We start from the raw sequence: 25,559 nt of genomic DNA, 5'->3' as shown, positions 1-25,559 counted from the left end.
AGTGGCAAATAAATTCAGTTCCAAACTCCTTGGCCCTTCACTCTCCGAAGGCAGCCATCAAGACCTTTCCCTAGAGTCTACCCTCTGGGATTTGCCCCTGTATGACTTTCAGGTTAAATCGAGCTGCTTGGCTGTGGCAGTTGCCGAAATGTTTGAACAGCATCCCCTAGTGCCGGGAGTCGTATTGATGGAAGCAGGAGAGTTTGCTGGCATGATATCCCGCAGGCAACTGCTGGAATATTTGCTCAAACCCCAAGGCCCCGAGCTATTTTTGCACTTGCCGCTGAAAGTTCTCTACAGTTACGCTCGGGTCGAAATATTATTAGTCGCAGAGAGTACAACCATTTTGGCAGCAGCTCCACAAGCTCTGCGTCGATCGCCCGAATTGCAGTCAGAACCAATCGTCGTCCAAATAGACTCCCAATCTTACCGACTCTTAGACCCTAACGCACTAAACATCGCCTACTGGCAAATTCGTGGCATAGAAACTCAAGTCCGCTACGAAAGAGCCCAAACTCAAATGATTCAAAGCGAAAAAATGGCTAGTTTAGGGCGTTTAGTCAACGGAGTAGCCCACGAAATTTTAGATCCGGTAGGCTTTATCTGGGGGAATTTAACCTACGTAAGCGACTACAGCAAAAACTTGATGGAATTGCTCTCAGTTTACGACGCATACTGTACTGAGCCGCCGCCGGAAATAGCACGGCTCAAGGAAGAGATAGACTATGACTTTTTGCAAAACGATTTCCTCCGAACTGTTGCCAGCATCAAATCTGGAGCCGAACGTTTGAGCAAGCTGGCAAGCAGTTTGCAAAACTTTTGCCACATAGACGATGTTTATCCCAAACCGACCGACTTGCACGCCAACATAGACAGCATACTTTTGCTGCTCAAAAGTCGTTTGACCAGGGAAATCCAAGTAGTGAAAAACTACGGCTACCTGCCACCTGTGCCATGCTATGCAGGACAGCTAAACCAAGTATTTATGAATATATTGACCAATGCTATTCATACATTAATTAATGAAGCAGTCGGTCAAGAATTGGCGAAAGAGTTCAAAGGTGGAGGACTCAGAGACGCCGAGCGCCAGCCTAAAATTGAAATCACAACTCAAGTCTGCTGTCCCGAACCTGCGCCGGATTTAGACAAACTTCATGTTCGCTGGGTTTCGATTTGCATAGCAGATAACGGGCCAGGAATGTCACCTAGCAAGTACAAAAAAATCATAGAATCATTTTCTACGGAAAAACGCGCCCTCAAAGAAACCAGTTTAGCTGTTAGCTATCAAATCGTGACGGGCAAACACGGCGGTGCATTCAGAATGCGCTCGGAGTTAGGCACCGGCACTGAATTTGAAATTTTGTTACCCTTGGCTTAAAGAAGGAAGAGGGAAGTTCGGCAACGGATTCTGTAACGGATGTAACGGATTTCAGGAAGAAGGAAAAAGGAAGAGAGAAGAAGTTACAGTGTATTCCTGATTTATGAAGTATAGGACACGGCAATGCGGTTTCCCTACCCGTTATCTGTAGTACACTCAACAGTCAACAGTCAACAGTCAACAGTCAACAGTCAACAGTCAACAGTCAACAGTCAGCAGTCAATTATTATCTAATTGACTGCCACACATTTTACAAAATCTAGCATTAGCATCGTGTACAGACCAACCGCAACCTTGACAAACAGCTTCTCCGTGATTAGCACTTTTAACTAATTGTTTAATCAAATCCCCCAATTGCCAAGGAATCAGAGCAATTCCTGTCAAAATCATCAAAATAGTCAGAAAACGGCCGGATTCCGAAATCGGAGTAACATCGCCAAATCCCACCGTCGTCATGGTGACAACCGAGAAATAAACAGCATCCAAAAAAGTTCCAAAACTTTCGGGATTGGTCGGATGTTCGACTTGATAAATCAAACCAGAATACACAAAAATTATTGCCAGTAAAGTAAACACAATTCGAGAAAAAATCACCCCATCTTCGCTGCTGATGCGGAAAATAGAAATTTTTAATTCCAGAAAACGGATGAGTCGGAGAATTCTAAACCAGCGGAAAATGCGGATAAAACTGACGTTGACAAATCCCAATAAAAATGGTAAGATTGCCAGCAAATCAATGATAGAAAAAAAACTAAAAATAAATTTAACTCGATTTTCGGCACACCACAACCGCAATAAATACTCAACTGCAAAAACGATTAAAAGCGCTGTATCGAGAGTTTGCAAATTAATTCTAACAGTTTCCGAAATCGGGTAAGTTTCGGCGATGAAGCTGGCGGAAGATAAAAGAATGAGTCCGGTAAGAGTTAAATTGACGGTTCTGCCAATTGGGGTTTCGATGTCTTCGAGATAAAATCCAATTTGCGATCGGGTTAACATAGATGAGATAATTAATACCATTTATGAGGTAAGGGAATTATCGCATATGAGTATCGAATTAACTAAGGGTGAAAGGTTCAATCTTTCTAAAGAAACTCCTCATTTCAGTAAAATTGCGATCGCCCTGGGGTGGCAAGTCAGCCAAACAGCACAAAACTGGGACATTGACGCATCTGTTTTTATGTTAGCGGCAGACGGTCGCATTCCCGATGAAAAGTATTTTGTATTTTACAACAATCTGACCTCCCCAGACGGTGCCGTGCGGCATTCAGGAGACAGCGCGACTGGGCAAATAGACGGAGATGATGAGACGGTTTATGTGGATTTGAGTAAAATCAATTCTGCTATTCAGGAAATTGTGTTTGTTGTGACTATTCACGAGGGACAGGAAAAGAATCAAAGTTTTAGTCAAGTTACAAATGCTTTTATCAGGCTTTACAATTCAGAGACTCTGAGCGAATTGGTTCGGTACAATTTAAATCAGATATTTTCGCAAGAAACGGCTTTAGAATTTGGACGGTTGTATAAGAAGAATGGCGAATGGAGGTTTCAGGCGGTAGGACAGGGATATAATGCTGGGTTGCAAAGTTTTGTAGATAAGTATTATGTTGAGAATGCGGTTGAGAAAAGCTCGAATGCTGGTGAGAAGCTTGATGATGCTGAGGTTGTGAGGCGGTTTAGCGATCGCGTGGATCGGTTATTGCGCGAAGAGGCGATCGAGGAGACACCGATTCCAGTATCTAAAGAAGCGGTAGAACAGCGGGCTGCTACTCCTGTGAATGCGGATACTGTGCAATCTCAGGAAGAGGAAAAAATAGATGATTCTGCACTAGAAAATCTGGAACCAGCGATCGCTGCTGAGGAATTTTTGCAGCGGTACAAAGAGGGAGAACGAGATTTTACAGGGATTAACTTAGCAGGAGTAGACTTGAGCGGAAAAACTCTGGAATATCCTATTAGTTTAAGTCAAGCCAACCTGAGTAATGCCAACCTGAGTAATGCCAACCTAGTTAAGGTAAACTTGATAGGAGCTAACCTGCAAGGAGCAAATTTGAAATCCACAAATCTGCAACAAGCCGATTTAATTCAAGCTAACTTGAGTGGCGCTAACTTAACTAAGGCAAATTTGAATTATGCAAGACTGATTCAAGCGAATTTAAGTCAAGCAAAATTGAGCGAGACACAATTGAATAGTGCGAACCTGACTACAGCCAATTTAAGTAGTGCCAACCTCACTCAGGCAATCTTAAATAGCGCTAATTTGATAGGAGCAGATTTAAGTCAAGCCAAAGTAACTAAAGTTAACCTATCTTATGCTGATCTAAGGGGGGTTAAGCTTAATGGGGTAAGTTTAGTTGCAGTAAACCTTGATGGAGCTAACCTAAAAAATGTAAATTTGAAAGTGGTAAGTTTGATCGGATCTAGTCTTGTTCAAGCTAATCTGAGCGGTCAAAACTTGAGTGGCTTAAACCTGTCTGGAGTTAGCTTTTACAATGCTAACTTGAGTGGAGCAAACTTAACTTCAGCAAACCTGTGCGGAGCAAATTTGAGTTATGCAAATCTAGAAAAAGCTAACCTGAAAGATGCTAACTGGGTTGGAGCAAATATGGCAAATGCAAAACTCGCAGGCGCAATTATGCCAGATGGCACAATTCACGAGTGAATTAATGTTTGTAGTCAGGACTTGAGTCCTTAGAAATGGCAGGAGTAGGGCGTGTTTTCTTGACCAGGAGATCCCCCCTAGCCCCCCTTAAAAAAGGGGGGAACCGGAAGCACTCAAAGTCCCCCTTCTTAAGGGGGATTTAGGGGGATCGAGACTTTGAGAGAAGTGACATTTATTATGGGTTTCAGTCTTAAATTGAGACCAATAGTGGGGTGTGCATGGCCCAAAAAATAGATTATGATTAGTATTAATTATCAAATACATAGATCTTCGATGAATGAATCTGACACAGAAATTATAGAATCCGCCCTCAGATGGATGACCGAGTTTGTCGAGTTACCGCATCCAGTTTTCAGCGATTTACCGATTTGTCCCTTCGCTAAAAAGGCACGCTTGGCTAATCAAATCTTATTCAAAATCGAGCGGTTTTCAGCGCTGATTGAGTTCGATCGCGATTCGGCCATAATGAAAGCGATTTATGAATTTTACCATTCTGAATTTGAAATAATGGTAGTAATTAATCCTCAAAAAACAGCAATTACTGCGCCAGAAACTAAAGAATTGATAGACAAACTGAATAATCAGATTTCAGAGTTGGGCTTGCTGGCTTTTCACGCTCATCCCGAAGAAGATTTTAATATTGACGGGCTTCATACTAGGAGGATGCCGTATCCGGGCTTCACCGTTCAAGTAAATTCTAAGCTGAAGCCAGCTTCCGATGCTTTAGAGAAAACTGACTATTACAAAAATTGGACGGCCGAACAACTAAAATATTTCGGGATTCCGAGAAATTGACGATCGCCCGCCCTCCCCGCGTACCTCTGTGCCATTACAATAAATTCAGCAAAAAATCTTTACACATAAGAAAGAACTCATGCAGCTCAAGTCAACAACCCGCCATATTCGCATATACACCGCCATCCTCGAAGATAACGAACTCGTCCCCAGCAATGACCTTTTGACGCTCGACATTGACCCAGATAACGAACTTAACTGGAATGACGAGTCCATCAAACAGGTATATGCCAAATTCGACCAACTCGTAGACGCTTACGAGGGCGAAGATTTGACCGAGTACAACCTCCGCCGTATCGGTTCGGAGTTGGAACACTTGGTACGATCGCTCTTACAAAAAGGCCAAATCAGCTACAACCTCAACAGCCGCGCTGTCAACTACAGCATGGGATTACCTCAAGTTGATGCCAAAATTAACCTGTAAGGGCGATCGGGCGATCGGCATTTATGTCAACTTAAGATTGAAACCCATAATAAATGTCGCTTGTAGCTGAGTTTCGATCCCTCCTACTGCTCTTAATCAGGGGAGTACGGGGGGAAAAGAGGGTTCTGTTTCCTCTCTCGCTTTGAGGATTGAAGGGGATTGAGACTTGCATACCGAGGAAAGGTGGAGATAGGGAGAATTGGGAAAATCTGCTTTTATTCTTCTTCCTGCTTCTTCCTGCTTCTTTCTGACTCCTGACTCCTGGCTTCTTCCTTCTTCCGACTGCCCTCGGACTTTTCCCCCGCATCCCCAGCATCAACCCGAGAATTTGGAACGCGATCACGTTCCAAAAACTGTTTAACTGCCAGTTGGCGGTTGGTCATAAACTGACCCCAAGCGCCGGGAAAGATCCCATCCAAGGTTTCCACCAGCGCCCAAACCTCAAGATTCATCACTTTGTAATAAAAACTGTGAGAATGTTGAATGCTAGTGAGTATTTCGTCTATTTCCACTGCCGGCAGTAGCTTCGGATCGGGCAAATTCTTGGAAAAGGCGCTGGGATCATGTGAGGGCATGGTTAAATACTCAACAGCTTGCAGAGGCGGGTCAGTCGATTTTAGATTTGAGACTTGAGATTGATTCCACAGATGAATCTGGGGGCTTGAACTAATATCTAATTTTTTTTGCTCTCCACCACTCCTGTCGGGGGCTGGCATCGGTTAGTCGATTTGAGATTTGAGATTTGAGATTTGAGATTGACTCCACAGATGAATCTGCAGGCTTGTATCCGTCTTTGGGTAGGGTTAAATTTAACTTCTCTTGCGAAACTAGGGCGCGAGGTACAGATGACCCTTCGCGAGAAAACCGAGAATTGATATTTATTTATACCTATCGGCTCAGGTGATTTCTACGTACCAGCATCCTACCATTATAGTTAGTCTAAAATCTCAATTCACTTGACGATCGCGATTTTTTCGGAAATTGCCACTATCAGGAATATGCTGAAAACAGCGTGCTTTCAAGCCGAGCAATTGGACCTCGCGCGATCGTCTAACCCTGAAAGCTCATAGCAAGATTCATCCGGTCGTCAACAAAATGGTAAACTGTTCGTGTCAGTACAAGGCGTTAAAACCTACCCCTAGACTGGGGGAAAATCACGCCTAAAATATTGTCAGGAGTTGGACTAAATAGCCAAAAAGTTTACTAAAGTTAGTCATACTTAACTTGACTGGTTAACCTTTGTGGGTGGTAGAATTAGAGCGATGCCAAAAACCAAGGCTTAATTATCTGGGAGAGTAACCGAGCGTGCAAGTCAAAACTGACCAGCCTGTAAAAAGGTCGAACGGGAGTCCGCGTTTCGTTAAATTGGTTGAAAATATTGGATGACTCATGGCTAAAATCTTCAACTAAAATTAATTCGATTAGGGTGGGCTACACCCGAATTAACGCCTGTGGACAAGAAGGAGCCGACTCCCTTGGGTGAAGCAGGAAGCAGACCCTTCAGGAGCAATCCCGATTGAATGGTGAGACTTAAATAAGTTTAGCCAAGTTTTGTGTAGCAGATATCACTACGCACACAACAGTGGAAACGTGGTGATCCCGGGAACCTGAAAAATCAGGATATTAGGACTGCGAAGTCTTAAGAATCCCCGTCTGTTGAGAAAGCGGGGGTGTCAAATAATCGCCACGTATCAACCCGTCGAGGTTCAATCGCTAAAATAGTTCAGATCAGCACGCTTGCCCAAAGGCGTCAGGAACCCTTATGCAAAACTCTGTGGCAAAACACTACTTATGGGCTTTAGGTGAAGGGATCAAAGGGTGTAAGCCAGGCGATCTGATCGCTGGTCGCTACTTGGTCAAGCGCGATCGACTTCTTGTCGATACCCAACCCGAACACTTGCCGGAACTGCCCGAAGAGATTCCGAGTGTTGTCACTCCTTATCTGAGACTGTTTACCTATCAGTTGCACGTACCTCAAGTATACGGCTTCGTATCGTCCAAGATGAGCAAGCTATCGGGAGATATCTGGTTACTGGAAAACGGGCCTATTTTGAAGGTGACGGAATCTTTAATGCCGGAATTGGCGGATTCCTGGAAAGGAGCCGCAGCGATGCGCCAGCTCAATTGGCTGTGGCAAATTGCCCAGTTGTGGCAGCCGTGTATCGCTCAGGGCGTGGCTTCCACACTGCTGACTCCGGAACTGCTACGAGTGGAAGGCCAATTGGTGCGGTTTCTGGAATTGCAGCCCGATCGCAAACCGCCTCATTTGTCGCAGTTGGGCAAATTGTGGCAGCAGTGGCTCGAAGATGCTCACCCAAATATTGCTAATTTTTTGAGGCAACTTTGTCAGCAAATGGTTGCCGGTCAAGTGCGCCACGGCGAACAACTGATGGGCCAGTTGGATAAAGCTTTGGCAAAGTGCGGCCGATATTACGATCGTCACGTTGAAATTGCCACGGGCACGGATGTAGGCAGATCCCGGGCTCACAACGAAGATGCTTGCTATCCGCCCAGCGGTACGGTGTTCGCAGGAAACCCGGGATCGGAAGCTTGCGCGATCGTCTGCGACGGTATCGGCGGACAAGACGGCGGCGAAGTCGCTTCGGAAGAAGCGATTGGTGTGCTGCGCGACAAGTTGCAGCAAATGCCCCTGCATCAGGCTAATTGGGACCCGTTGAGCCTGACTTCCAAGCTGGAACGGGCGGCTTGTGCTGCTAACGACAAGATAGCCAGTCGCAACGACAGCGAACACCGCCAAGGCCGCCAGCGGATGGGAACTACGCTAGTTATGGCTTTAGCCCACATTCACGAGCTCTATGTCGCCCACGTCGGAGACAGTCGGGCTTACTGGATTACCCGTACCGGCTGCTATCAAGTTACTCTCGATGATAATGTGGCTTGCCGTGAGGTGCGTTTGGGCTACTCTCTCTACCGGGATGCTTTGGAACAAGTGGCCGCGGGAGCTCTGATTCAAGCTTTGGGCATTACGTCCTCCAACACTCTCCACCCGACTGTGCAGCGTTTTCCGGTGGATGAAGACTGCGTTTTACTGCTGTGTTCCGACGGTTTGAGTGATAAAGACCGGGTTGAGGAATGTTGGGAAGCGGAGATTTTGCCAATTCTCGACGGTAGCATTAATTTGAGTCAGGCGCGCGATCGACTGATTGAGATTGCTAATACTAGAAACGGTCACGATAACGTCACTGTTGCTTTAATTCACTGTCAAGCACATTTGAGAGAAGACGGCAATACTTATCCAGAACTGTCTGTCGCACCCCTAGATACGCCGATCGAACTAATTTCCGACAGCGAGGATATGCCAACGGATTTGAATGGGCCCACAAGCCTTGGCGATGGGAATTCTGAAGGAAAAACGCAGTTGTTACAGCCGGAGAAAAGCAAAAGCCTATTTTCGCTGCTGCTGAAAATTTTATTTTTATTAGGGTTGGGGGGTGTATTTGCTTATTTTTTCATCCCTCCGGTGGGTCGCGCGATCGATACTGCCGGGGAGTCGATTTTCGGAAAACGCGGTTTAATTAAAGCTGGAAGCACGCCGGAGAAAACTGTTGAATCTGTAGCTTCTCCGGTTCAATCTTTAGAAACAGGCTCCTTTATAGAGATTAAAAGTTCTGCGGCTCGGGAAGTGGGAAAAGAGGGCGATCGCTTGGATTTGCGAGTCGCGATCGGTGAGTTGACTGTCAAAGGATCAGTCCCCGCCGGCAGCGTTTTGCAGGTGACAAACAAACAGCTTACGCCTCAAGGCAATTGGCTGGAATTGAAAGTTTGTTCGATTCCTGAAATAGTGCGATCGAACTCTCCCAAACCCAAGTCAAATAAAGATTTTTCTACAGTTTCAAAACCTGCAGTCAATCCATCTCCCGCTGCGGCAACACCCTCGCCTTCCCCGGCAGTTAAGCCAACAGTTGAAGTAGAAAGCGCCAAGAAGCTGCAAGCGGGGGAAATTGGATGGATTCAAGAACAAGCTGCTGTTTCTAAAGTAGTCTCTAACCTACCATTAAACCCAACTCAAAAGGGGAAATGCGTTGAGGCTGACTCAAATCCCAATGCTAATTAAACTGTTAATCCTTGAGTATGTTGAGCGAAATTTATAGAGTTTAGTATAAAGGAAAAGGCCGATTCCTAAACAAAACTAATATTAACGGGTACAATTGCAGGTCAAGGAGCTGAAAAAATTTTAGATTTTAGATGGGGAAGTTAACAAGTACCACTCTAAAATCTAAAATTGTTTTAAACTTTCTAACCTAATTTGTTAGATACTTCTGCCAGTTTAGTCACCATTTGGGATACGGCTTTGTCAACGGCCGCGCTCAAAAGTGAGTCTTCATTGCTATTGCTGGAATTGCCGCCAATACCTCTGACAGAAATATTAGAATCGCTTTGATCTGCCTCTCCTACTGCTTTGGCGGTGGCAAGAATATCTCCTGAAGCTGTACCGATTAACCGCACGTCTATTTGAACGGTAGCTTTGGTTTTTTGCGAACCTGCGCCGATTCCCATGAAACTACCGCCGCCGGATTGTTTGTCGATATTAAACTTGGTAATGGTGCCGATGAGCACGGCGTCAACTCCTAATTGTTTGCCAATTTCGGCTGCTGTGCCGGCATCCATCGCGCCGCTGCGATTTTGCTGTTTGAGCACTTGTTCGAGTTTGCTACGATCAACTACTGTATAAGTGCCATTGTTGACGAGTTCGTTGATTAGCAGTTCGCTGATGCCTTTGGCGGCGCCGACTCCTCTGTAGGAAGTGTAATAGCTGTTGGTGGTGCCGTAGTCGAAGTCCATGACGACGAGGCGCTTTTTGGCAGTTGCTTGGGCGAGTTGGGTTGCGGGTTCGGTGGTGGCTGGTGTGGCGATCGCATTTACTGAAACGTCGGCTAGCATTAGGGTAGCGAGGGAAATGCTGGTTAAGCGAGATAGGGTGGTTGTTTTCATAAAGCTTACCTCACAGTTGTTTTGTGCCGACTCTAGGATACTTTACGGAACAGCCCGATGTCAGGGTTGGGGGCGAGGGAGTTGGAATTGGCGGGTTTTAGTGTTTTTTGACTTTCAAAAGGCTTAATTTTTGTTAATTAACCGCAGAGTAAGCTCTTGACCCAGAGAAAGAGATGAAGAGTCTAATCAAGCTTTCAATCCTTTATAGGGATTTAGGGGTCTTCCTGCCAAAAAATCTAATATCTCTGTACTCTAAGCTGGGCAAGAACCGCACAGTCATCCAAAATTCCTCTTACGCCCCAGATTCGATAAAACCCATCAACCAATTAGCCATCGTCGCCCTGCGAGTCTGTCTCGGCCCGAATTCCCCAATTTTATAGCCCTTAAACCCCAATTTTTCCTTCAGCAATTGCTTATTTTCTGGAGGGATCGATCGAGTCAATTTCACCGTCGCCGGCCTAGAATCGATAAAATCCGGCGGTTCCGGGTACTCTTGCCGCCACTCGGGTGCAACACCTGCACTGTTCCACTTGCCAGTCTCGGCATCCCAGCGGTAGCCCAGATACTGCCAAACTAGCTGATTGACAGCAGCATCGTCGATTTCTTCGTTGAGAATAGCCCAAATAGTTTCGTTATTCAGCGGTGGTAATTCAGACATATAAAGGAACCGAGGGGGCATTGGGCATTGGGCATTGGGCATTGGGAAAGAAGGAATAGGAAACCAATTGTTTCAGCAATTAAAAATGCTTTAACTACCCAGAAGGTTGCTATATCATGGTCAGAAACGGGCAAGATGCCCGTTTCACAAAAAATCATAGGAATTTGTTTGTGGGGTAGACACGCGAGCCCGCCCAAAATGCCACCCCCAAAAAAATTAATTATTCAAAATTCCGTCTTTCTGGGCCATCGACAGCATTAAGTCAATCACGCGGCTAGAATAACCCCACTCGTTGTCGTACCAGGAAACAACTTTGAAAAACTTAGAATTCAGTTCAATTCCCGCACCTGCATCGAAAATGCTCGATCGCGCGTCGCCCTGAAAATCTGTCGAAACTACCGCATCCTCAGTATATCCAAGAATGTCTTTGAGTTCACCCTCAGAGGCTTTTTTCATTGCCTCGCAAATTTCTTTATAGCTAGTTTCCTTCGCCGTTTTGAAAGTAAGGTCAACTACAGACACGTCGGGAGTTGGCACGCGCAAAGCCATCCCAGTCAATTTTCCTTTCAATTCCGGCAACACCAAAGTAACAGCTTTCGCTGCACCGGTGGAAGATGGAATAATATTTTGAGCCGCACCGCGTCCTCCCCGCCAATCTTTTTGGCTGGGGCCGTCTACAGTTGGTTGAGTAGCTGTCATTGCGTGAACTGTCGTCATTAAACCTTCTTCCAAACCGAAGTTATCGTTGATAACTTTGGCAATTGGTGCTAAACAATTCGTCGTACAGCTAGCATTAGAAACAACAGTATCTGTGGCCGGGTCAAATTTGTGGTGGTTGACCCCTACTAGATAGGTTGGTACTTTTTCGGGATCTTTTGTCGGTGCTGAAAGTATTACTCGTTTTGCTCCCGCCGTCAAGTGTTTTGATGCGCCTTCAAAATCTGTAAACAATCCGGTAGATTCTACAACATAATCGGCGCCGGATTTACCCCAAGGCAATTCTGCCGGATTTCTAATCGCTGTGCAGGGAATAAAATGTCCATCAATGACAATCCCGTCTGGTTTGCTTTCAACTTCGCCGTCGTAAATGCCGTGGGTGGAGTCGTATTTGAAAAGATAAGCCAGGTTGTCTGGCGAAACTAAGTCGTTAATGCCGACAAATTCGATGTTGGGGTTTTTGATGCCGGCACGCATGACTAGCCGTCCGATGCGACCAAATCCGTTGATGCCGACTTTTAATGCAGCCATGTTTAAACTCCTATTGAAAATATCGTTAGTCGATCGGGCGATCATCGCCTGTGGTGGCTTAGAATTTACCACGCTAACGGATTTTTGCAACTGATTCTTTTCTATCTCTTAATAATTCTGAATTCTGCCGCGGGGAAGCGCAATTAATCCTGAAATGACCGCTGGCTAATGGCTGATGCCTGATGATTATAAACTGGTAAAAGTGCTATAATAGACAGAAATTATTGTCAAAATCGCCTTTTTCAAATCACGCTAAAGTAATTAGAAAAAACTTAGGCCAAAGCAAAAACGGAGTGGCATTCTCACCAGCGGCTGTCCGGGTCCGAAGCCGATGCTTAAAGTCGCAGATACGCGCAAAGACACGGCATTGCCGTGTCCTTACACCTATGGCGTACAATCTATATGCAGCTCTACTTTTTGGAATTGGTATAATCACCAATGACTAAGGACTAATGACTACCCGACGCACCTAGTAATTAGCAATTCCACGGCATCTGAAATAAAACACGACCCACCAAATTTATTTAGCACTGGTCTAATGTTTTCTGCAACTGCTGAAACTTGAGCTGGTGAACAAAAAGCAAGCACATAAATGTTATCCAGTGCCGTCATTGATGAACCACGAGAAACGTGATCCCTGGTGCTTTTTCCAGCGACATCACGAATCACCGAATAACCGGGTACGCCAGCTTTGTCTAAACCGTCTAAAATCTTGCCGAGTTCGACTGAGTGGGCTATGATTTCTACTCTTTTGACTGACTCCATCATCTCACCTCCAAAACATATTTATTCCGTATAGATACAGGGGAATGCCTACAATGATATTAAATGGAAATGTCACTGCTAAGGCAGTTGAAATGTAAAGACTTGGATTCGCTTCGGGAACAGTTAGGCGCATGGCTGCTGGTACTGCTATATAAGAAGCACTCGCGCACAAGACGGCAAACAGCAAAGTGTCTCCCTCCGGCATTCCGATTAATTTGGCTATTACCAAAGCAATTACTGCGTTGACTATGGGAATTAGGATTGCAAAGCCTATCAGAAAAATTCCTGCTTCTTGCAAATCTTTAATTCTGCTAGCAGCAACCAGCCCCATGTCTAGCAAGAAAAAAGTTAGAACTCCGTAAAACAAGTCTTGAGTAAACGGACTCATAACTTCCCAACCATGTTCTCCTGTCAGTATTCCCATAATTAGGCTGCCAATCAGCAGGAAAACTGAACTGTTTAGGAATGCTTCTTGTAGCACTTCTGGCCAAACTATTTCGCGTTTTCCTTCTTCCCCGCCAAATACACTCACTAGAATGAGACCGACTATAATTGCTGGCGATTCCATTAATGCTAGCGCGGCTACCATGTAACCGTCAAAGTCGATCCCCTGTGCTGTGAGGAAGGAGGTTGCGGTGATAAATGTGACGGCGCTGATGGAACCATAGGTAGCTGCGATCGCGGCGGCATTGTAGGAGTCGAGTTTGATTCTCAGTATGAAAAAAGTATAAATTGGTACTAGCATTGACATCAGCATCGCTGCCAAAATTGTCAGGGCGACTTGCTGGTCAATTCCGCTTCTGGAGAGTTCCACGCCCCCTTTAAATCCGATCGCAAACAGCAGGTACAGCGAAAACAGTTTGGGGATGGGCGCTGGAATTTCTAAATCAGATTTGAGAAAAATTGCCAGCATTCCCATGAAAAAAGCTAATATTGGGGGATTTAAGATATTTGACGATACTAAACTCAAATCCACGATCGGTCACTCCCATTTCTTGCGTTTTTAATATTACTTCCCCAGTAATTGTTGCACGAGAATGGATCAATAGACCGATCGAACTTTTGACTCCGAAGCTCGATCGGGCTAAATACCCCCAAATACCGCAAAGGCGCACAGTACGCACCCTACAACGAAGGTGTGCACAGGGCACCTGCAGGCTAAGTATTTTGGTTTAACTAAGCAACTGCCAAATAAGACTCTAGGGCTTCGGAACCACCGATCAACTTGCCGTCGATAAATACTTGCGGCACAGTTGTAGCCCCAGTCATAGCCCGGAGCGATCGGGTTGTGATATCCCGGCCCAAGACGATTTCTTCATAATCCAAGCCCTTTTGACTCAGCATTCCCTTAGCCTTAGCGCAGAAGGGACAGCCCATTTTTGTAAACAGCGAAACTAACTTCGGCTTGGTTGCTGCGGAGTTGATGTAGTTGAGCATCGTCTCGGCATCGGACACTTTGAAAGGGTCTCCGGGTTCATCAGGCTCAATAAACATTTTTTCAACCAAGCCATCTTTTACCAGCATCGAATAACGCCAAGACCGCTTGCCAAAGCCTAAATCTGTTTTGTCTACCAGCATTCCCATGCCTTGAGTAAATTCGCCGTTACCGTCGGGAATTAACGTCACATTGTCTGATTCTTGGTCTTTTGCCCACTCGTTCATCACAAAGGTGTCATTGACCGAAATGCAAACGATTTCATCTACGCCGTTTTCTTTAAAAACTTTGGCCAATTCGTTGTAACCAGGGAGGTGCGTTGACGAACAAGTGGGAGTAAAAGCTCCCGGCAGCGAGAAGACTACTACGGTTTTACCTGCAAATATATCATCGGTGGTGACATCCACCCACTCGTTGTCTTTGCGAGTGCGAAAGGTGACTTTGGGTACTCTTTGACCTTCTTGGTTCGTCAGCATGATTTTAAATTTTTGGGTACTTGGGTTCAATTCCTTTGCTTATTATAGCGTACTCATAACGAGTATGAGTTGTCAAGGGGAGGCGAGTTTTTTTCTCGAACTTGGGCGCGCGTGAGCGAGCTCAGTTGATTGTCTTTGCGACAGCTAGCAGATTTAAAACTTGCTGTTTAAGTAGGTCGGCAATTCTGTCTCCATTCCTTTGCTGCTGCTAACGGGTGAGGATTTTTTACACATTCTGTCAACATATCGATATCAATGCCCGGTAGCAATTGGCTTTGTGTGATTAATTCATAACCGCAGTTGGACACGAATTCAACCGGAATTTCTTCTCGCAAATGGTAGATAGAAAATCGGTTATTTCGCCAGAACCAAACCTCTCGCACATTCAACCTTCTATACAGTTCTAGTTTATTGATGCTGCCACTGGTAACAATCACTTCAATTACCAAATCGGGAAATTCTTTATCTGTGCCAATACAGTAAGCTTCATCCGGTTCCGTACCGCCACTTTTTTCCTGTTGTCGCAGAGTTGTAGACCCAAAAGGGAAATATTCGATGTCAGCTTCTACAAAGTAAATTTCTAGCAGATTTCCAATGCCAGTTTTGCGACTTTCATGGCGGCGAGAAGGCGACATAATTTCCAAAACTCCATCTAAATAAGTAACTCGATATCCCGCTGTATCTCCAATCCGATTCAGCAGTATCTCGTATTGTTCCCAGTTGGCGCTATCGGTAATGTAGCGATCTTCAGGATCTTGGCGTTGAAGTGCTTGTTCCTTAAGTAGCGTATCTAGCTCGAACGTCAGCATTGGTATTACCTCATTACAAGTTGTTCTAATCTTAGCTCAACTTTATTCCCAATCAAACTGCCTCCCCAAATATTCCTCTAATTCCTGATTGTAAGGTCGGAAATAATCGCTCAACCAATCGCGAATTGATTGATTGACAGGCTGGTAAAAACCAGGATTAGCATTTTGGTATTCAGACAATTGATATTCGGGTAAATCTAAGAATTCTAAAACTTGCGTGACAGTTGCCGCTGCACCTGCATAAAAATCTTCGCTTTTCAAAATTAACAACTGTTCTCGTGGAAAGAAAACCCGCCAGTTTTTTATAAATTCTATGTACCTACCGCGAGCTAAATAATTCCCCGGTTCCTCGCCAATGATGTATTCTGGATTTTGATTCAATCGTTCAATTTCATCGCTAATTACTCGATCGAGCGATCGCGCTTCCCAATTTAAGCCAGTCAAGCGGTAAAATTGAGAAATCGCTCGATCGACCGGATTTCGCAAAAGTACAATCAGTTTCGCCTCTGGAAACAGGCTGTAGAGACGTTTCGGTGCTTCCCGAGAGTCAAAATAGCTTGGACTTGCTTCGCCCGTCAAAAAGTGCTCTCCCGGAGGCATGGGCGGAAAATGAGCCAAATACCAATCAATCCCTCTGTCAAAGTGCCACGAGAAAAAATCCATCTCCTTTTTAATCGGAGTCAAAATTTGCGGGTGTTGGGCTAAATAAGTATAAAGAGAAGTTGTGCCGCACCGCTGAGAACCAATAATTATAAAGTTAGGAAATTGGACGGGTTTTAAGTTCCAATTTTGTAGAACAGGCAAGATGCCTGTATCTGCTTGTAGAACAGGCATCTTGCCTGTCCTATTACTTATAATAGATGCAAAACTTTGTTTAAAACTGACAGTTCGATAAAAATCAATCGCCTCCGCAATTTTACCTTGCCTCGTCAAAGCTTCCCCCAAATTCAGATAAGGCCAAAAAGCCTCCGGTTTAGCTGCAACAACTTCGCGGCACAAGTTCTCAACTTCATCCAGCTTGTTTTGCCTAACCAAAACTTCCCACAAATTGTAATAAAACCACCAAGGAAGATCGGGATTTATTTTTATTGCTTGGAAAAATGCCACCGCCGCTTCCTCCCAATATTTTTGGTGGCTCAGAACAGCACCTAAATTGTAATAAGACCAGCAATCATCGGGTTTTTGGGCGACAGTTGCGCGAGATGATGCTAATGCGCGATCCTCTTCGAGGGCTTGGCTAACGCACTTTTCTTGCTGCTGCAACAACTCCTCTAATTGCGCTGACAGCTCTGCACTACTCGGCATATTTGTCAATAGCAGTTTGTAAAAAATAATTGCGCTTTTTGGGCGATCGTACTTGGCTAAATTCTTTCCTAACTGCAAATAAAACTCCCAATTTTCCGGTGTATTTTGCAATTGAGATTGTTCTAACACTAACTTTAAATCAGACTCTGTTTGTCCGAGAGCGTATCCCAACTTCTCGTAAATTCCCGGCAAATATGCGTCAATTTCAATAGCTTTTAAATACGTAGCGATAGCTTCATCCCACTGTTTTAGTTTAGTTAAAGCGTCGCCTAAATTGCAAAAAGACCAAGCAAAATCCGAGTTAAGTGCAATCTCGCAGTGGTAAGCAGCAGCAGCCTCTTCCCATTGCCGAAGTTTCAGCAAAGCATCGCCCAAATTGTGATAAGACCATGAAAAATCTGGATTTAACTCAACAGCTTTTTTGTAAGCAACGACAGCTTCCTCCCATTTTTCAAGTTTCAGCAAAACATCGCCCAAACTGTGATAAGACCAAGAAAAATTAGGATTTAACTCAATAGCTTTTTTGTAAGCCGCCACAGCGTCATCAAACCGACCGCTTTCTTGCAGGGAATTCCCCAAATTGTAGTATTCATTATCCATGCAATACTCCTGCCAAATTCATTAAGTTCTCCAGCGACTTCAAATCCAACCGCATATTTTTATGTAAGGGTTTTGTCGGAGTGCCATCTTCAACCAAATCGCCAATTAAATAGTAATGTTCCAAACCGCACAAATTGCTAATCATCCAATAACAATGCGGCACGTAAAGAGGAGAAAAAATTTCAATTACCTTAGTTCCGGGACGGCAAAAAACTAGATTAGTCAACCCCCCGCCGTGAGGTGCGACAACTACTTTAGCAGCAGCCAAACACGCTGCTTGTTCCGCTACGGACATCGTTTCCAACTTGACACTGCGAAACCCAAATTTTTCTAAGTATTTAATTACCTCTTCATCGTTGACGATTCGTCGATAGGATGCTTGTTGGCGGCTGATATAAATTCGCTCTGAATAGTCTGTGTTTCGCGGCTGTTGTTCATTTAAAAATATGTGTTTGAGAAATTCACACTTCCATTTTGAAACCGCTCCCGATCCGTCATAAGATATTGACGGTACTATTAATTTATCCGCTGTAATGTGTAAATTGCAGCGACTTTCTAAAAGTTTGTCTTGAGGAACTCCTAAACTCTTTAAAGTTTCTGCTTGATAGGAAGAATCCCTGGCATTGACAACAAACTTATCTATAGTTTCTATCAATCCGCTTCGCTGCAAAAGGTCAAATCGCGTAATCACATCAAACATCCAATGAAAATAAGCTGCTCCACCCCAGCGAGCAGATAAAAAAGCTACATTTCCATCGACGTGTTCAGCGGGAGGCAATTTGTCGGAAGTGATTACCAATTCAGCACAACCCATTGAAATATCACGAACAAGTTTATTGTCTGAAGTAATTACGGCGGTAGTCACCACATCTGCCCAAGCTCGTCCGTTTGGCAATACGGCAACAAAAGCTTTTCTTGAATGACTTTGATCTTCCGAAAATCTACGGCTGCTGTCGATTGTTTTGGAATCAGATAAATGGATTTGACTCGCAGGATGGATGTCAATGCAGGTGAGGTGCGAATTGGATTCTGCTGCAACAATCAAATCTTCTGTAAACCCACAGTATTTTTTGAGAATACTTAAGGGTAAGATTTGATTGCTGTATTCTCCCCGATCGCTTTCATCGACTTCTCCTTGTTGTTCCAGAGCATAACCTATATTATCGTAAGCTTCAAACAAGTCGGGTTGAATTTGCAGTGCTTGAACTAAATTAGTGATTGCAGGTTCCCACTGCTGTTTGGCAATTAAGCTCAAACCCAATCCTTCGTAACACCAACAGGATTTTGGATCGAGATTGATGCCTTTTTCATAAATGGCGATCGCCCTTTCCACTTCTCCTTGCTTCCGCAGTGCATCACCCAACTTTTTGTATAGCCAACTATGCTCAGATTCTAGCTCAATAGCACGACCAAAAGCCACTGCTGCTTCTGGCCAATTTTCTTGTGATTCCAGAACTTCCCCCAAACTATTGTACAACCAACAATCATCGGGATTTAATTCAATAGCTTTGCGACAAGCCGCCGCTGCTTCTTCCCAGTTTTCCAATGCAATCAAAGCCTTACCTAATCTATCGTAAGACCAACAAAAATCGGGATTTAGTTCAACTAACTTGCGGTAAGCAACAGTAGCTTCCTCCCACTCAGAAAGCTCCATCAGCACATCACCTAAATTGTTGTAAGTCCAACAAAAATCGGGATTTAACTCAAAAGCTTTGCGGTAAGCAGCAGCGGCTTCGTCGTATTCCTCCATCGCCTGCAAAGTTTCCCCCAAAAAGTGGTAAGACCAACTAAAATTAGGGTTTAGTGCGATCGCCTGTTGGTAAGCTGCCCTAGCTTCATCAAATAGTTCTTTCTTGTGCAGAGTTTTACCTAACTTGTGGTAAGTTAAGTAGTTGCCCGACTTAATTTTAATAGCTGTTTGATAGCGTTGGATAGCCTCATCCGAATAACCGGAATTAGCCGCAATATTCCCCAATTTTTCCCAACCCAGAGACAACAGAGTTTGCTCTTCCCCCAAACTTTGATTGCCGATTTTTTTGACGATGAGCTGATAGCCTTTGTGTACTACTTCTAACTGGCGTCCAAACATCTCCAAAAAAACATCTATGCCAATTTTAGTATCTTGCTCCGGGCTGTCGGGAAACGTAAACTCGTAATCGTCAAAAATCATCAATCCGCCAACTTTTACCAACCTCCAAGATAAAATCGCATCTTGCAGAGCACTGGTTGGTTTGTGGCAGCCGTCAATGTAAGCAACATCGTAATATTCCGAAGCCAAATTAATTAACAAATCTTGAGAGTAACCTTCTAATTCAATTACCCGATCGCCTGCTCCAGTTTTAACAATATTGCCCTTAAAATGTTCTTGAAAGTACAAATCTATACAAGTAATCTTTGCCGTCGGATGAGTTAAAATATTATCCAGCAGCCAGCAAGCAGACATTCCCTGAAAACTGCCGATTTCCACAACTTGAAAATCCGCAATTCCGGTAAATTCCTGTAAATGCCGTTTCCAAATAGGAATATTGTGGGTAAACCAATCTTGCGTAAATTGATAATCTTTCGCCGCACACTCATGCCAACCCCTCAATTCGCTCGCTTTTTGGTGGCAAATAATTGCTTCTTCTAATTCCCCTAATTGCGGTAAAATATTTCCTAAATCGTTGTAAGGCTTAGAATTGCTCGGATCGAGATCAATTTGGTGGCGGTAAGTGGCAATTTGTGCGTATAACTCCTGTTGTTTCGCCCGAACATCATTTAGTTGGGCGACAACTTCCGCAGCATTGGGTTCAATTTGCAGTGCCATGCTATAAAATACGATCGCACCTTCCAACTGCTTCTGTTTTGCTAAACTATTGCCTAAATTTATATAAAACTCCGCTCCATCTAACTCAATTCCCAGCAATTTGTGGTAAATTTTCCCGCTTGCAAGTACCTCAATACCTTGACAATAAGTTTCGATTGTGCTGTCTAAACCCGATTCGCTGCGCTTCCGCAAAACATATCCCAACCTCTGATTAATTCCAGTCAAATTTGGCTCAATCTGAACCGCGTGCAGGTAAGCAGCCACAGATTCATCCCAGGATTTTTCGCAGGTGAAGGCAATTCCCAAATTGACATAAAACCAAGGAATATTTGGATTTATTTCAATAGCTTTACGGTAGCAACTAATAGCTTCAGCCCACAGTTTTTTGTGAGCCAAAGCGTCCCCTAAGCAATTGTATGCCCAGTAGGAATTATCATTAATTTCTAGAGTCTGACGGTAACATTTAATGGCTGCATCAAAGTCGCGTTTTTGTGCGAAAACATTACCTAAACCCACGTAAGCACGAGCGTAGTTGGGATTGAGTTCGAGGCTTTTGTTGTAACAGGCGATCGCCCGATCGCATTCTCCTCGCTCCGCCCAAGTTTTACCCAAACTGTGGTAAGATTCAAAAGAATCTGGATTCAGGGCAATGGCTTGTCGGTAATTGGCGATCGCCTCATCCCACCGTTTCTCCCGAACCAGCATTTCCCCCAAATTGTGATAAGCTGTTGCCAGCTTGGGGTTTAACTTAATTGCCCGCGAATAACATTCAATAGCGCGATCGAACTTTTCCAATTCCACCAAACTATTTCCCAGAGTGACGTGCTCGTCAGCAGTTGCCCAATTTGGCTCGATATTAAAAGCTTGATACCAACAGTCTGCCGCCTCTTCTCGCTTCTCTAACTGCGTCCAAATTCTCGCCAACTGCCGATAAGCAGCAGCAAAATTAGGCGCTAGCGAAATCGCTTTTTCACAATTGGCGATCGCCTTTTCCCACTGTTTCCCCTGAGAATACAAAATGCCGAGATTAGCATAAACTTCCGGCAAATTTGGATTGCGATCGATCGCCGATTCATACCACTGCTTAGCTTGCTCGATTTCACCTCGAACCTGCATCACCTTTCCCAGCGTCTGGCAAGCTGCAGCCAAATTCGGTTCAATTTTCAACGCTGACTCGCAAGCAGCAACTGCCTCCTTCAACTTTCCTTCGGCTAAATAAACTTCTGCTTGCCGACTCAAATCAACCGCTGCCTTTTCCATCTTCTCAATCGAGGGCATAATTAAACTTTCTCCAGACACCAACTAACCCAAACCCACCACCTCAACCATCCTTTTCAGCGAACTCAAGTTCACCAAAATATCCTCAGTCAGGGAATTCTGATACATCAACTGTCTAATAGGATAGCATTCAAAAGCCTCCCCCGCTAAAAAGTAATGTTCCAACTGCAAATATTGACTAATTCCCCAGTAATAATGGCTGATATAGTGAGGCGACACCAACTCAATTACTTTAGTTCCCTGGTGACAAAAAATCGTATTTGTCAAGCCGCTGCCGTGGGCAGCAACTATCACCTCAGCGTGGTAAAAATGAGCTATTTGCTCTGCCAAAGACATCGACTCAGGCAAAATAGAAACAAAGCCAAATTTCTCCAGAACCTCAACCACATCTTCTTCGTTCAAAACTCGTCGATATCTTGCCTTGCTGCGGCTGATGTAAATGCGTTTTGGATAGCGCAAACTCGGTATCATTCCCTTGAGAAACTCCCGCCTCAAAAAATCCATCGCCCACCCCGAAGGCCAGCCCAAATATCCAGCAAAAGACGGCACAATTAACTCTGTTGCTTGAATGTGAGGCAATCGATCGCTCTCCCAGACTTTCTCTTGAGGAATGCCCAGAATTCTCAGACTTTCCCGCTGAAATTGGTGCTGACAACTATTCACCAAAAACCAATCAATTTCCGCCAAATCCCTACCGCTGTGCCGCAGCAATTCTATCCTCGGCAAAACGTCAACCATCCAGTGAAAATAGACATTTCCCGACAAACCAGAAAGCACCGCCACGCTGCCGTCAATTTGCTTTAAACCTGGAAATGATTCTAACTGAAAAACACTGTGTTTTCTAACATCATGCTTTTCGCATCCAGGTAAAAACCCCGGATAATCTCTCGACACATCAGCCAACAAATAATTGTCAGGAGTAATTACAGCGATCGCCTTGCAAATCAGCCAATAATTTTCCTGCGGCACAATCCAAACTCGCCCGTTGGGAATCTGTGCCACAAAAGTCTTTGGCTGCGCCACAGGTATGGGTTGCGAGTTTGACAAACGGCACACTCCCCAACCCAAATGCACCGGATCGAACCACTTAGAAAGTCGCTGCAAACACAGCCCGCAAGTTAACCCGGCACACTCGGAACTGGCCAATTTGGAATTGGATCTCGCAAATTGGGAATTGGGAATATTTTCGGCACTTGCTTCGGGTGCCGATTTCCAAAAAATTTCCACATAATTGTCAGCATCTAACTTAGCATTAACCAGCCAATCCCAGCTCGATAAATAAATACCGTGAGGAGGTTTTATAGAAGTGCTATCTGGCAATATAAAGCTCTTTTTTTTCCACTCTTTCTGATTCCCATAACCGTGCAATTGCAGCTCTAAAACTTTTTGATAATAATCAATCGCCCGTTCCCAGCGCCCCTGTTTTTCCAGCAGTTTTGCCAACTCAAAATAAACCTGCGCTAAAGCAGGTTGAATCGTCAAAGCCATGCGGTAAACTGCAATTGCTGCGCTGAACCGCTGTTGCTGGGCTAAGGAATTTCCCACCCGCCAGTAAAGCTCTGCATTTTTGGGCTGAATTTGCAAAGCTTTTTGATAATAAACGGCGGCCGATTCGTGTCCGCCGTACTCTGTTAGAGCATTTCCCAAATGCAAGTAAATTTCGGCTAAATTATCGCAAATTTCAGCAATTGGTAATGGGGCATTGGGCATTGGGCATTGGGCATTGGGCATTGGGCATTGGGCATTGGGAATAGTTTCTTTTTCTTCCTTCTTCCTTCTTCCTTCTTCCTTCTTCCTTCCAGTTAGTGCTGTGAGAAATCGATCGCACGCAGCGATCGCCCTTGACAATTCATCATCTTCTACAGCAACAACTGTGTGCCTGTCTCCCAAGCGGCAGTAAGCGTCAACAAAATCAGGCTTCAGAGCTATGGCTCGCTCAAAATAAGGTATGGCTTCAGCAATTTTGCCCAAAACCATCAAAGAAAACCCAGCGTCTGTATAGCCCGAAATATAGTCGGAATTGAGCTCGATGGCGCGATCGAAACAAGCAAGCGCCGCCGAATGTTCCCCCTGTAATTGCCACGCTTTCCCCAAATTGTAGTGAGCCAAAACCATGTCCGGCTCCAACTCAATAGCTGTGAGGTAAGATGCGATCGCCCTTTCCGGACTTTTGTCCAGCAAGGCTTGACCCAAATTATTGTGCAGCGTTGCCCAATCCGGCTTAATCTCCATCGCCCGCTGGTAAAGCTCGATCGCCTCCGCGGCCCGATCCTCCTTTAGCAAAATCACACCCAGATTGCTGTAAGCTTCCACGTAATCCGGCTTCAGAGCAATCACCTGTCGGTAGGTATCCATTGCCGCTTCGAGCTGACTATTTTCATCTAAAACCACAGCCAGATTGTAGAAAGCATCGAGATAATTGGGTTTGTTGGCGATCGCATTTCGGTAACAGCCGATCGCCCCCAACAAATTACCCTGCTTGTGAAAAATATTTCCCAAGTTATAATGAAGTTCCGCCCAGTCTGGTTTCAAATCCAGAGCTTGCCGGTAGTGAAAAACCGCTTCATCCAGCCACGAATAGTCGCTGTAAAGTTGACCCAAATAAGCATGAGCCAGAAAAAACTGCGGCGAAATCTCCAAAGCTTGCACAAAAGCGTCTCTTGCCGCCGTCGGATCGCCTTGAGCTTCGAGGATTTCGCCTAAAGTCGTGTAAGCCGAGGGCGAAAACGGTTGAAGTTCGATCGCCTTTTTGCAAAACTCGATCGCCTCCGTTAACTTCCCCCGGTTCAAATAAATTTGGGCTTGCCGGATATATTCTTCAGTGCTCATTGCTAGCCAGCAGTTGCGGTTTTTTTACCGCTTCAGTAAAACCTAGAACTTCTAATTTTAAAACTTTGTATTTATATTTTGCCCGATCGGGCGATCGATTAATTTTATCAATAGCTGTCGATCGATTTTTTTGTACTGCCCCTGCTTCAGTTCCTGCATTGAATATTTCAACCTCACCCCGCTTGTGGCAGAGTGAGGTTGAAATCCTTTAAAACTATCGGCTTTGTGAGAACAGCCCCAAATCTTATCTGGTGCTGCCCCACCACAGCCAGTTGTTTTAGAACAACTCGAAGTTGTTCGAGGTGATCGTCAGGCCAGGCTGCAACTGAGCCACAGTTAGCACTCCGCTGTTGCCGTTGAAGAACAACGTACCGCTTGTTGGGTCGTAGACCAACTTGTTCGTTGTGGCAGATCCTGGGGTGGCTGCGTTGAAATTAGAAACGACGACAAACTCGCTTGCCTCGAAGCTGGTGCCTAAACCAGAGAACACACCACCCGATTTCAAGCGGATCTTATCTTCGCCTGGGGTAAAGTCAGTGATCGTGTCTACGCCGTAATCGCCACCGCTGGAGAAGAAGTAGAACGTATCGCTGCCAGCACCGCCGGTCAGGACATCGCTGCCTCTGTCGCCAGAGATAAAGTCATTGCCATCACCGCCATTGACAGTATCGTTGTCTTTACCGCCGAACAGGCTGTCGTTGCCAGCGCCGCCGCCGACAATATCGTTGCCCATGCCGCCAAAGACTGTATCGTTGCCAGCGCCACCGAGTACGGTGTCGTTGCCTTTGTCGCCAGAAATCAAGTCATTGCCATCACCGCCGTCAACGAGGTCATCCCCTTTACCAGCAAAGATGACGTCATCGCCGCTGCCGCCAGCGACCACATCGGCGCCACTTCCTGAAAAGACAGTATCGTTGCCGTCACCGCCGCCGATACTGTCATTGCCGCCTCCGGTAATAATCAGCTCGTTGCCACCGCCACCAGCGACGACATCATTGCCCCCAAAAGTCAGGATGATATCGTTGCCGGGGCCGCCGTTCAACCTGTTATCGGTGGTTGTGCCAATAACGGTTGAGCCACCATTACCACCTGGTAGTGAACTTGCTGGGGTTGTTGGATTAGTTACCTGGGTCATTTA

18 protein-coding genes are annotated in these 25,559 nt (G+C 45.0%); 5 read left to right on the top strand and 13 right to left on the bottom strand.

Annotated features, from left to right (window positions below):
* The first annotated feature begins 1 nt into the window (after position 1).
* Entirely contained in the window at positions 2-1,378 is a 1,377-nt protein-coding gene (locus QT996_RS03755) for an ATP-binding protein (RefSeq protein ID WP_333044626.1), read from the top strand.
* A gap of 219 nt (positions 1,379-1,597) precedes the next feature.
* Here QT996_RS03755 and QT996_RS03750 read toward each other — a convergent pair whose 3' ends face one another.
* Positions 1,598-2,398, bottom strand: a complete 801-nt coding sequence (locus tag QT996_RS03750) for an ion transporter (protein WP_333044625.1) — start codon at positions 2,396-2,398, stop codon at positions 1,598-1,600.
* A gap of 25 nt (positions 2,399-2,423) precedes the next feature.
* Between QT996_RS03750 and QT996_RS03745 the strand changes: the two genes are divergently transcribed.
* The 3 genes from QT996_RS03745 (at position 2,424) to QT996_RS03735 (ending at position 5,259) form a co-directional block, all read left to right on the top strand.
* Positions 2,424-4,040, top strand: coding sequence for a TerD family protein (locus QT996_RS03745; RefSeq protein WP_333044624.1), 1,617 nt, complete (start codon positions 2,424-2,426; stop codon positions 4,038-4,040).
* 273 nt (positions 4,041-4,313) lie between these two features.
* A complete protein-coding gene (locus QT996_RS03740; protein WP_333044623.1) occupies positions 4,314-4,835 on the top strand; it encodes a hypothetical protein in 522 nt (173 codons plus the stop codon).
* A 79-nt stretch (positions 4,836-4,914) separates the two neighbouring features.
* Positions 4,915-5,259 carry an NAD(P)H-quinone oxidoreductase subunit M gene (locus QT996_RS03735; RefSeq protein WP_333044622.1) on the top strand — a complete coding sequence of 115 codons (345 nt, stop codon included), beginning with the start codon at positions 4,915-4,917 and terminating at the stop codon, positions 5,257-5,259.
* Positions 5,260-5,474: 215 nt separating this feature from the next.
* Here QT996_RS03735 and QT996_RS03730 read toward each other — a convergent pair whose 3' ends face one another.
* Complete coding sequence (locus tag QT996_RS03730) at positions 5,475-5,834, bottom strand: hypothetical protein (RefSeq protein ID WP_333044620.1); 360 nt, start codon at positions 5,832-5,834, stop codon at positions 5,475-5,477.
* 1,187 nt (positions 5,835-7,021) lie between these two features.
* On the opposite strand from QT996_RS03730, the gene QT996_RS03725 reads away from it, so the two are divergent.
* On the top strand, positions 7,022-9,334 hold the full coding sequence (locus QT996_RS03725; protein ID WP_333044619.1) for a protein phosphatase 2C domain-containing protein: 2,313 nt from the start codon (positions 7,022-7,024) through the stop codon (positions 9,332-9,334).
* Between the two features lie 182 nt (positions 9,335-9,516).
* On the opposite strand, the gene QT996_RS03720 is transcribed toward QT996_RS03725, so the two are convergent.
* The 11 genes from QT996_RS03720 to QT996_RS03670 all read right to left on the bottom strand — a co-directional run bounded on the left by QT996_RS03720 (position 9,517) and on the right by QT996_RS03670 (position 25,556).
* A complete protein-coding gene (locus QT996_RS03720) occupies positions 9,517-10,212 on the bottom strand; it encodes a CsgG/HfaB family protein (protein WP_333044618.1) in 696 nt (231 codons plus the stop codon).
* A 292-nt stretch (positions 10,213-10,504) separates the two neighbouring features.
* A complete protein-coding gene (locus tag QT996_RS03715; protein ID WP_333044616.1) occupies positions 10,505-10,870 on the bottom strand; it encodes a DUF1823 family protein in 366 nt (121 codons plus the stop codon).
* Between the two features lie 216 nt (positions 10,871-11,086).
* Complete coding sequence (gene gap / locus QT996_RS03710; RefSeq protein WP_333044644.1) at positions 11,087-12,118, bottom strand: type I glyceraldehyde-3-phosphate dehydrogenase; 1,032 nt, start codon at positions 12,116-12,118, stop codon at positions 11,087-11,089.
* 456 nt (positions 12,119-12,574) lie between these two features.
* Positions 12,575-12,886, bottom strand: coding sequence for a P-II family nitrogen regulator (locus QT996_RS03705; protein ID WP_242728729.1), 312 nt, complete (start codon positions 12,884-12,886; stop codon positions 12,575-12,577).
* Position 12,887: 1 nt separating this feature from the next.
* Entirely contained in the window at positions 12,888-13,859 is a 972-nt protein-coding gene (locus QT996_RS03700; protein ID WP_333044614.1) for a sodium-dependent bicarbonate transport family permease, read from the bottom strand.
* A 200-nt stretch (positions 13,860-14,059) separates the two neighbouring features.
* Positions 14,060-14,794: a glutathione peroxidase gene (locus QT996_RS03695; RefSeq protein WP_333044613.1), complete on the bottom strand. Its 735-nt coding sequence runs from the start codon at positions 14,792-14,794 to the stop codon at positions 14,060-14,062.
* Positions 14,795-14,961: 167 nt separating this feature from the next.
* The gene (locus QT996_RS03690) at positions 14,962-15,603 is read right to left on the bottom strand and encodes a Uma2 family endonuclease (RefSeq protein WP_333044612.1); all 642 of its coding nucleotides are present in this window, start codon (positions 15,601-15,603) and stop codon (positions 14,962-14,964) included.
* A gap of 42 nt (positions 15,604-15,645) precedes the next feature.
* On the bottom strand, positions 15,646-17,508 hold the full coding sequence (locus tag QT996_RS03685; RefSeq protein ID WP_333044610.1) for a tetratricopeptide repeat protein: 1,863 nt from the start codon (positions 17,506-17,508) through the stop codon (positions 15,646-15,648).
* Positions 17,501-21,592: a tetratricopeptide repeat protein gene (locus QT996_RS03680; protein ID WP_333044608.1), complete on the bottom strand. Its 4,092-nt coding sequence runs from the start codon at positions 21,590-21,592 to the stop codon at positions 17,501-17,503. The genes QT996_RS03685 and QT996_RS03680 overlap by 8 nt, the downstream gene beginning before the upstream one ends.
* 24 nt (positions 21,593-21,616) lie before the next feature.
* Complete coding sequence (locus QT996_RS03675) at positions 21,617-24,421, bottom strand: tetratricopeptide repeat protein (RefSeq protein ID WP_333044607.1); 2,805 nt, start codon at positions 24,419-24,421, stop codon at positions 21,617-21,619.
* A gap of 277 nt (positions 24,422-24,698) precedes the next feature.
* A complete protein-coding gene (locus QT996_RS03670; RefSeq protein WP_333044606.1) occupies positions 24,699-25,556 on the bottom strand; it encodes a calcium-binding protein in 858 nt (285 codons plus the stop codon).
* Positions 25,557-25,559: the final 3 nt, after the last annotated feature.

Source organism: Microcoleus sp. S13C4 (assembly GCF_036700865.1).
In the GTDB taxonomy this organism is placed as follows: Bacteria; Cyanobacteriota; Cyanobacteriia; order Cyanobacteriales; family Microcoleaceae; genus Microcoleus.
The sequence above is the reverse complement of the archived record's forward strand: the minus strand, read 5'-3'. Positions and strand labels throughout refer to the sequence as shown.

Excerpts from the sequence above, each read along its gene's own strand:
- gap (WP_333044644.1), bottom strand. The coding sequence starts at position 12,118 with ATGGCTGCATTAAAAGTCGGCATCAACGGATTTGGTCGCATCGGACGG.
- QT996_RS03685 (WP_333044610.1), bottom strand. The coding sequence starts at position 17,508 with ATGGATAATGAATACTACAATTTGGGGAATTCCCTGCAAGAAAGCGGT.
- QT996_RS03740 (WP_333044623.1), top strand. The coding sequence starts at position 4,314 with ATGAATGAATCTGACACAGAAATTATAGAATCCGCCCTCAGATGGATG.
- QT996_RS03680 (WP_333044608.1), bottom strand. The coding sequence starts at position 21,592 with ATGCCCTCGATTGAGAAGATGGAAAAGGCAGCGGTTGATTTGAGTCGG.
- QT996_RS03715 (WP_333044616.1), bottom strand. The coding sequence starts at position 10,870 with ATGTCTGAATTACCACCGCTGAATAACGAAACTATTTGGGCTATTCTC.
- QT996_RS03670 (WP_333044606.1), bottom strand. The coding sequence starts at position 25,556 with ATGACCCAGGTAACTAATCCAACAACCCCAGCAAGTTCACTACCAGGT.
- QT996_RS03745 (WP_333044624.1), top strand. The coding sequence starts at position 2,424 with ATGAGTATCGAATTAACTAAGGGTGAAAGGTTCAATCTTTCTAAAGAA.
- QT996_RS03675 (WP_333044607.1), bottom strand. The coding sequence starts at position 24,421 with ATGAGCACTGAAGAATATATCCGGCAAGCCCAAATTTATTTGAACCGG.
- QT996_RS03690 (WP_333044612.1), bottom strand. The coding sequence starts at position 15,603 with ATGCTGACGTTCGAGCTAGATACGCTACTTAAGGAACAAGCACTTCAA.
- QT996_RS03695 (WP_333044613.1), bottom strand. The coding sequence starts at position 14,794 with ATGCTGACGAACCAAGAAGGTCAAAGAGTACCCAAAGTCACCTTTCGC.
- QT996_RS03750 (WP_333044625.1), bottom strand. The coding sequence starts at position 2,398 with ATGGTATTAATTATCTCATCTATGTTAACCCGATCGCAAATTGGATTT.
- QT996_RS03735 (WP_333044622.1), top strand. The coding sequence starts at position 4,915 with ATGCAGCTCAAGTCAACAACCCGCCATATTCGCATATACACCGCCATC.
- QT996_RS03705 (WP_242728729.1), bottom strand. The coding sequence starts at position 12,886 with ATGATGGAGTCAGTCAAAAGAGTAGAAATCATAGCCCACTCAGTCGAA.
- QT996_RS03725 (WP_333044619.1), top strand. The coding sequence starts at position 7,022 with ATGCAAAACTCTGTGGCAAAACACTACTTATGGGCTTTAGGTGAAGGG.
- QT996_RS03730 (WP_333044620.1), bottom strand. The coding sequence starts at position 5,834 with ATGCCCTCACATGATCCCAGCGCCTTTTCCAAGAATTTGCCCGATCCG.
- QT996_RS03720 (WP_333044618.1), bottom strand. The coding sequence starts at position 10,212 with ATGAAAACAACCACCCTATCTCGCTTAACCAGCATTTCCCTCGCTACC.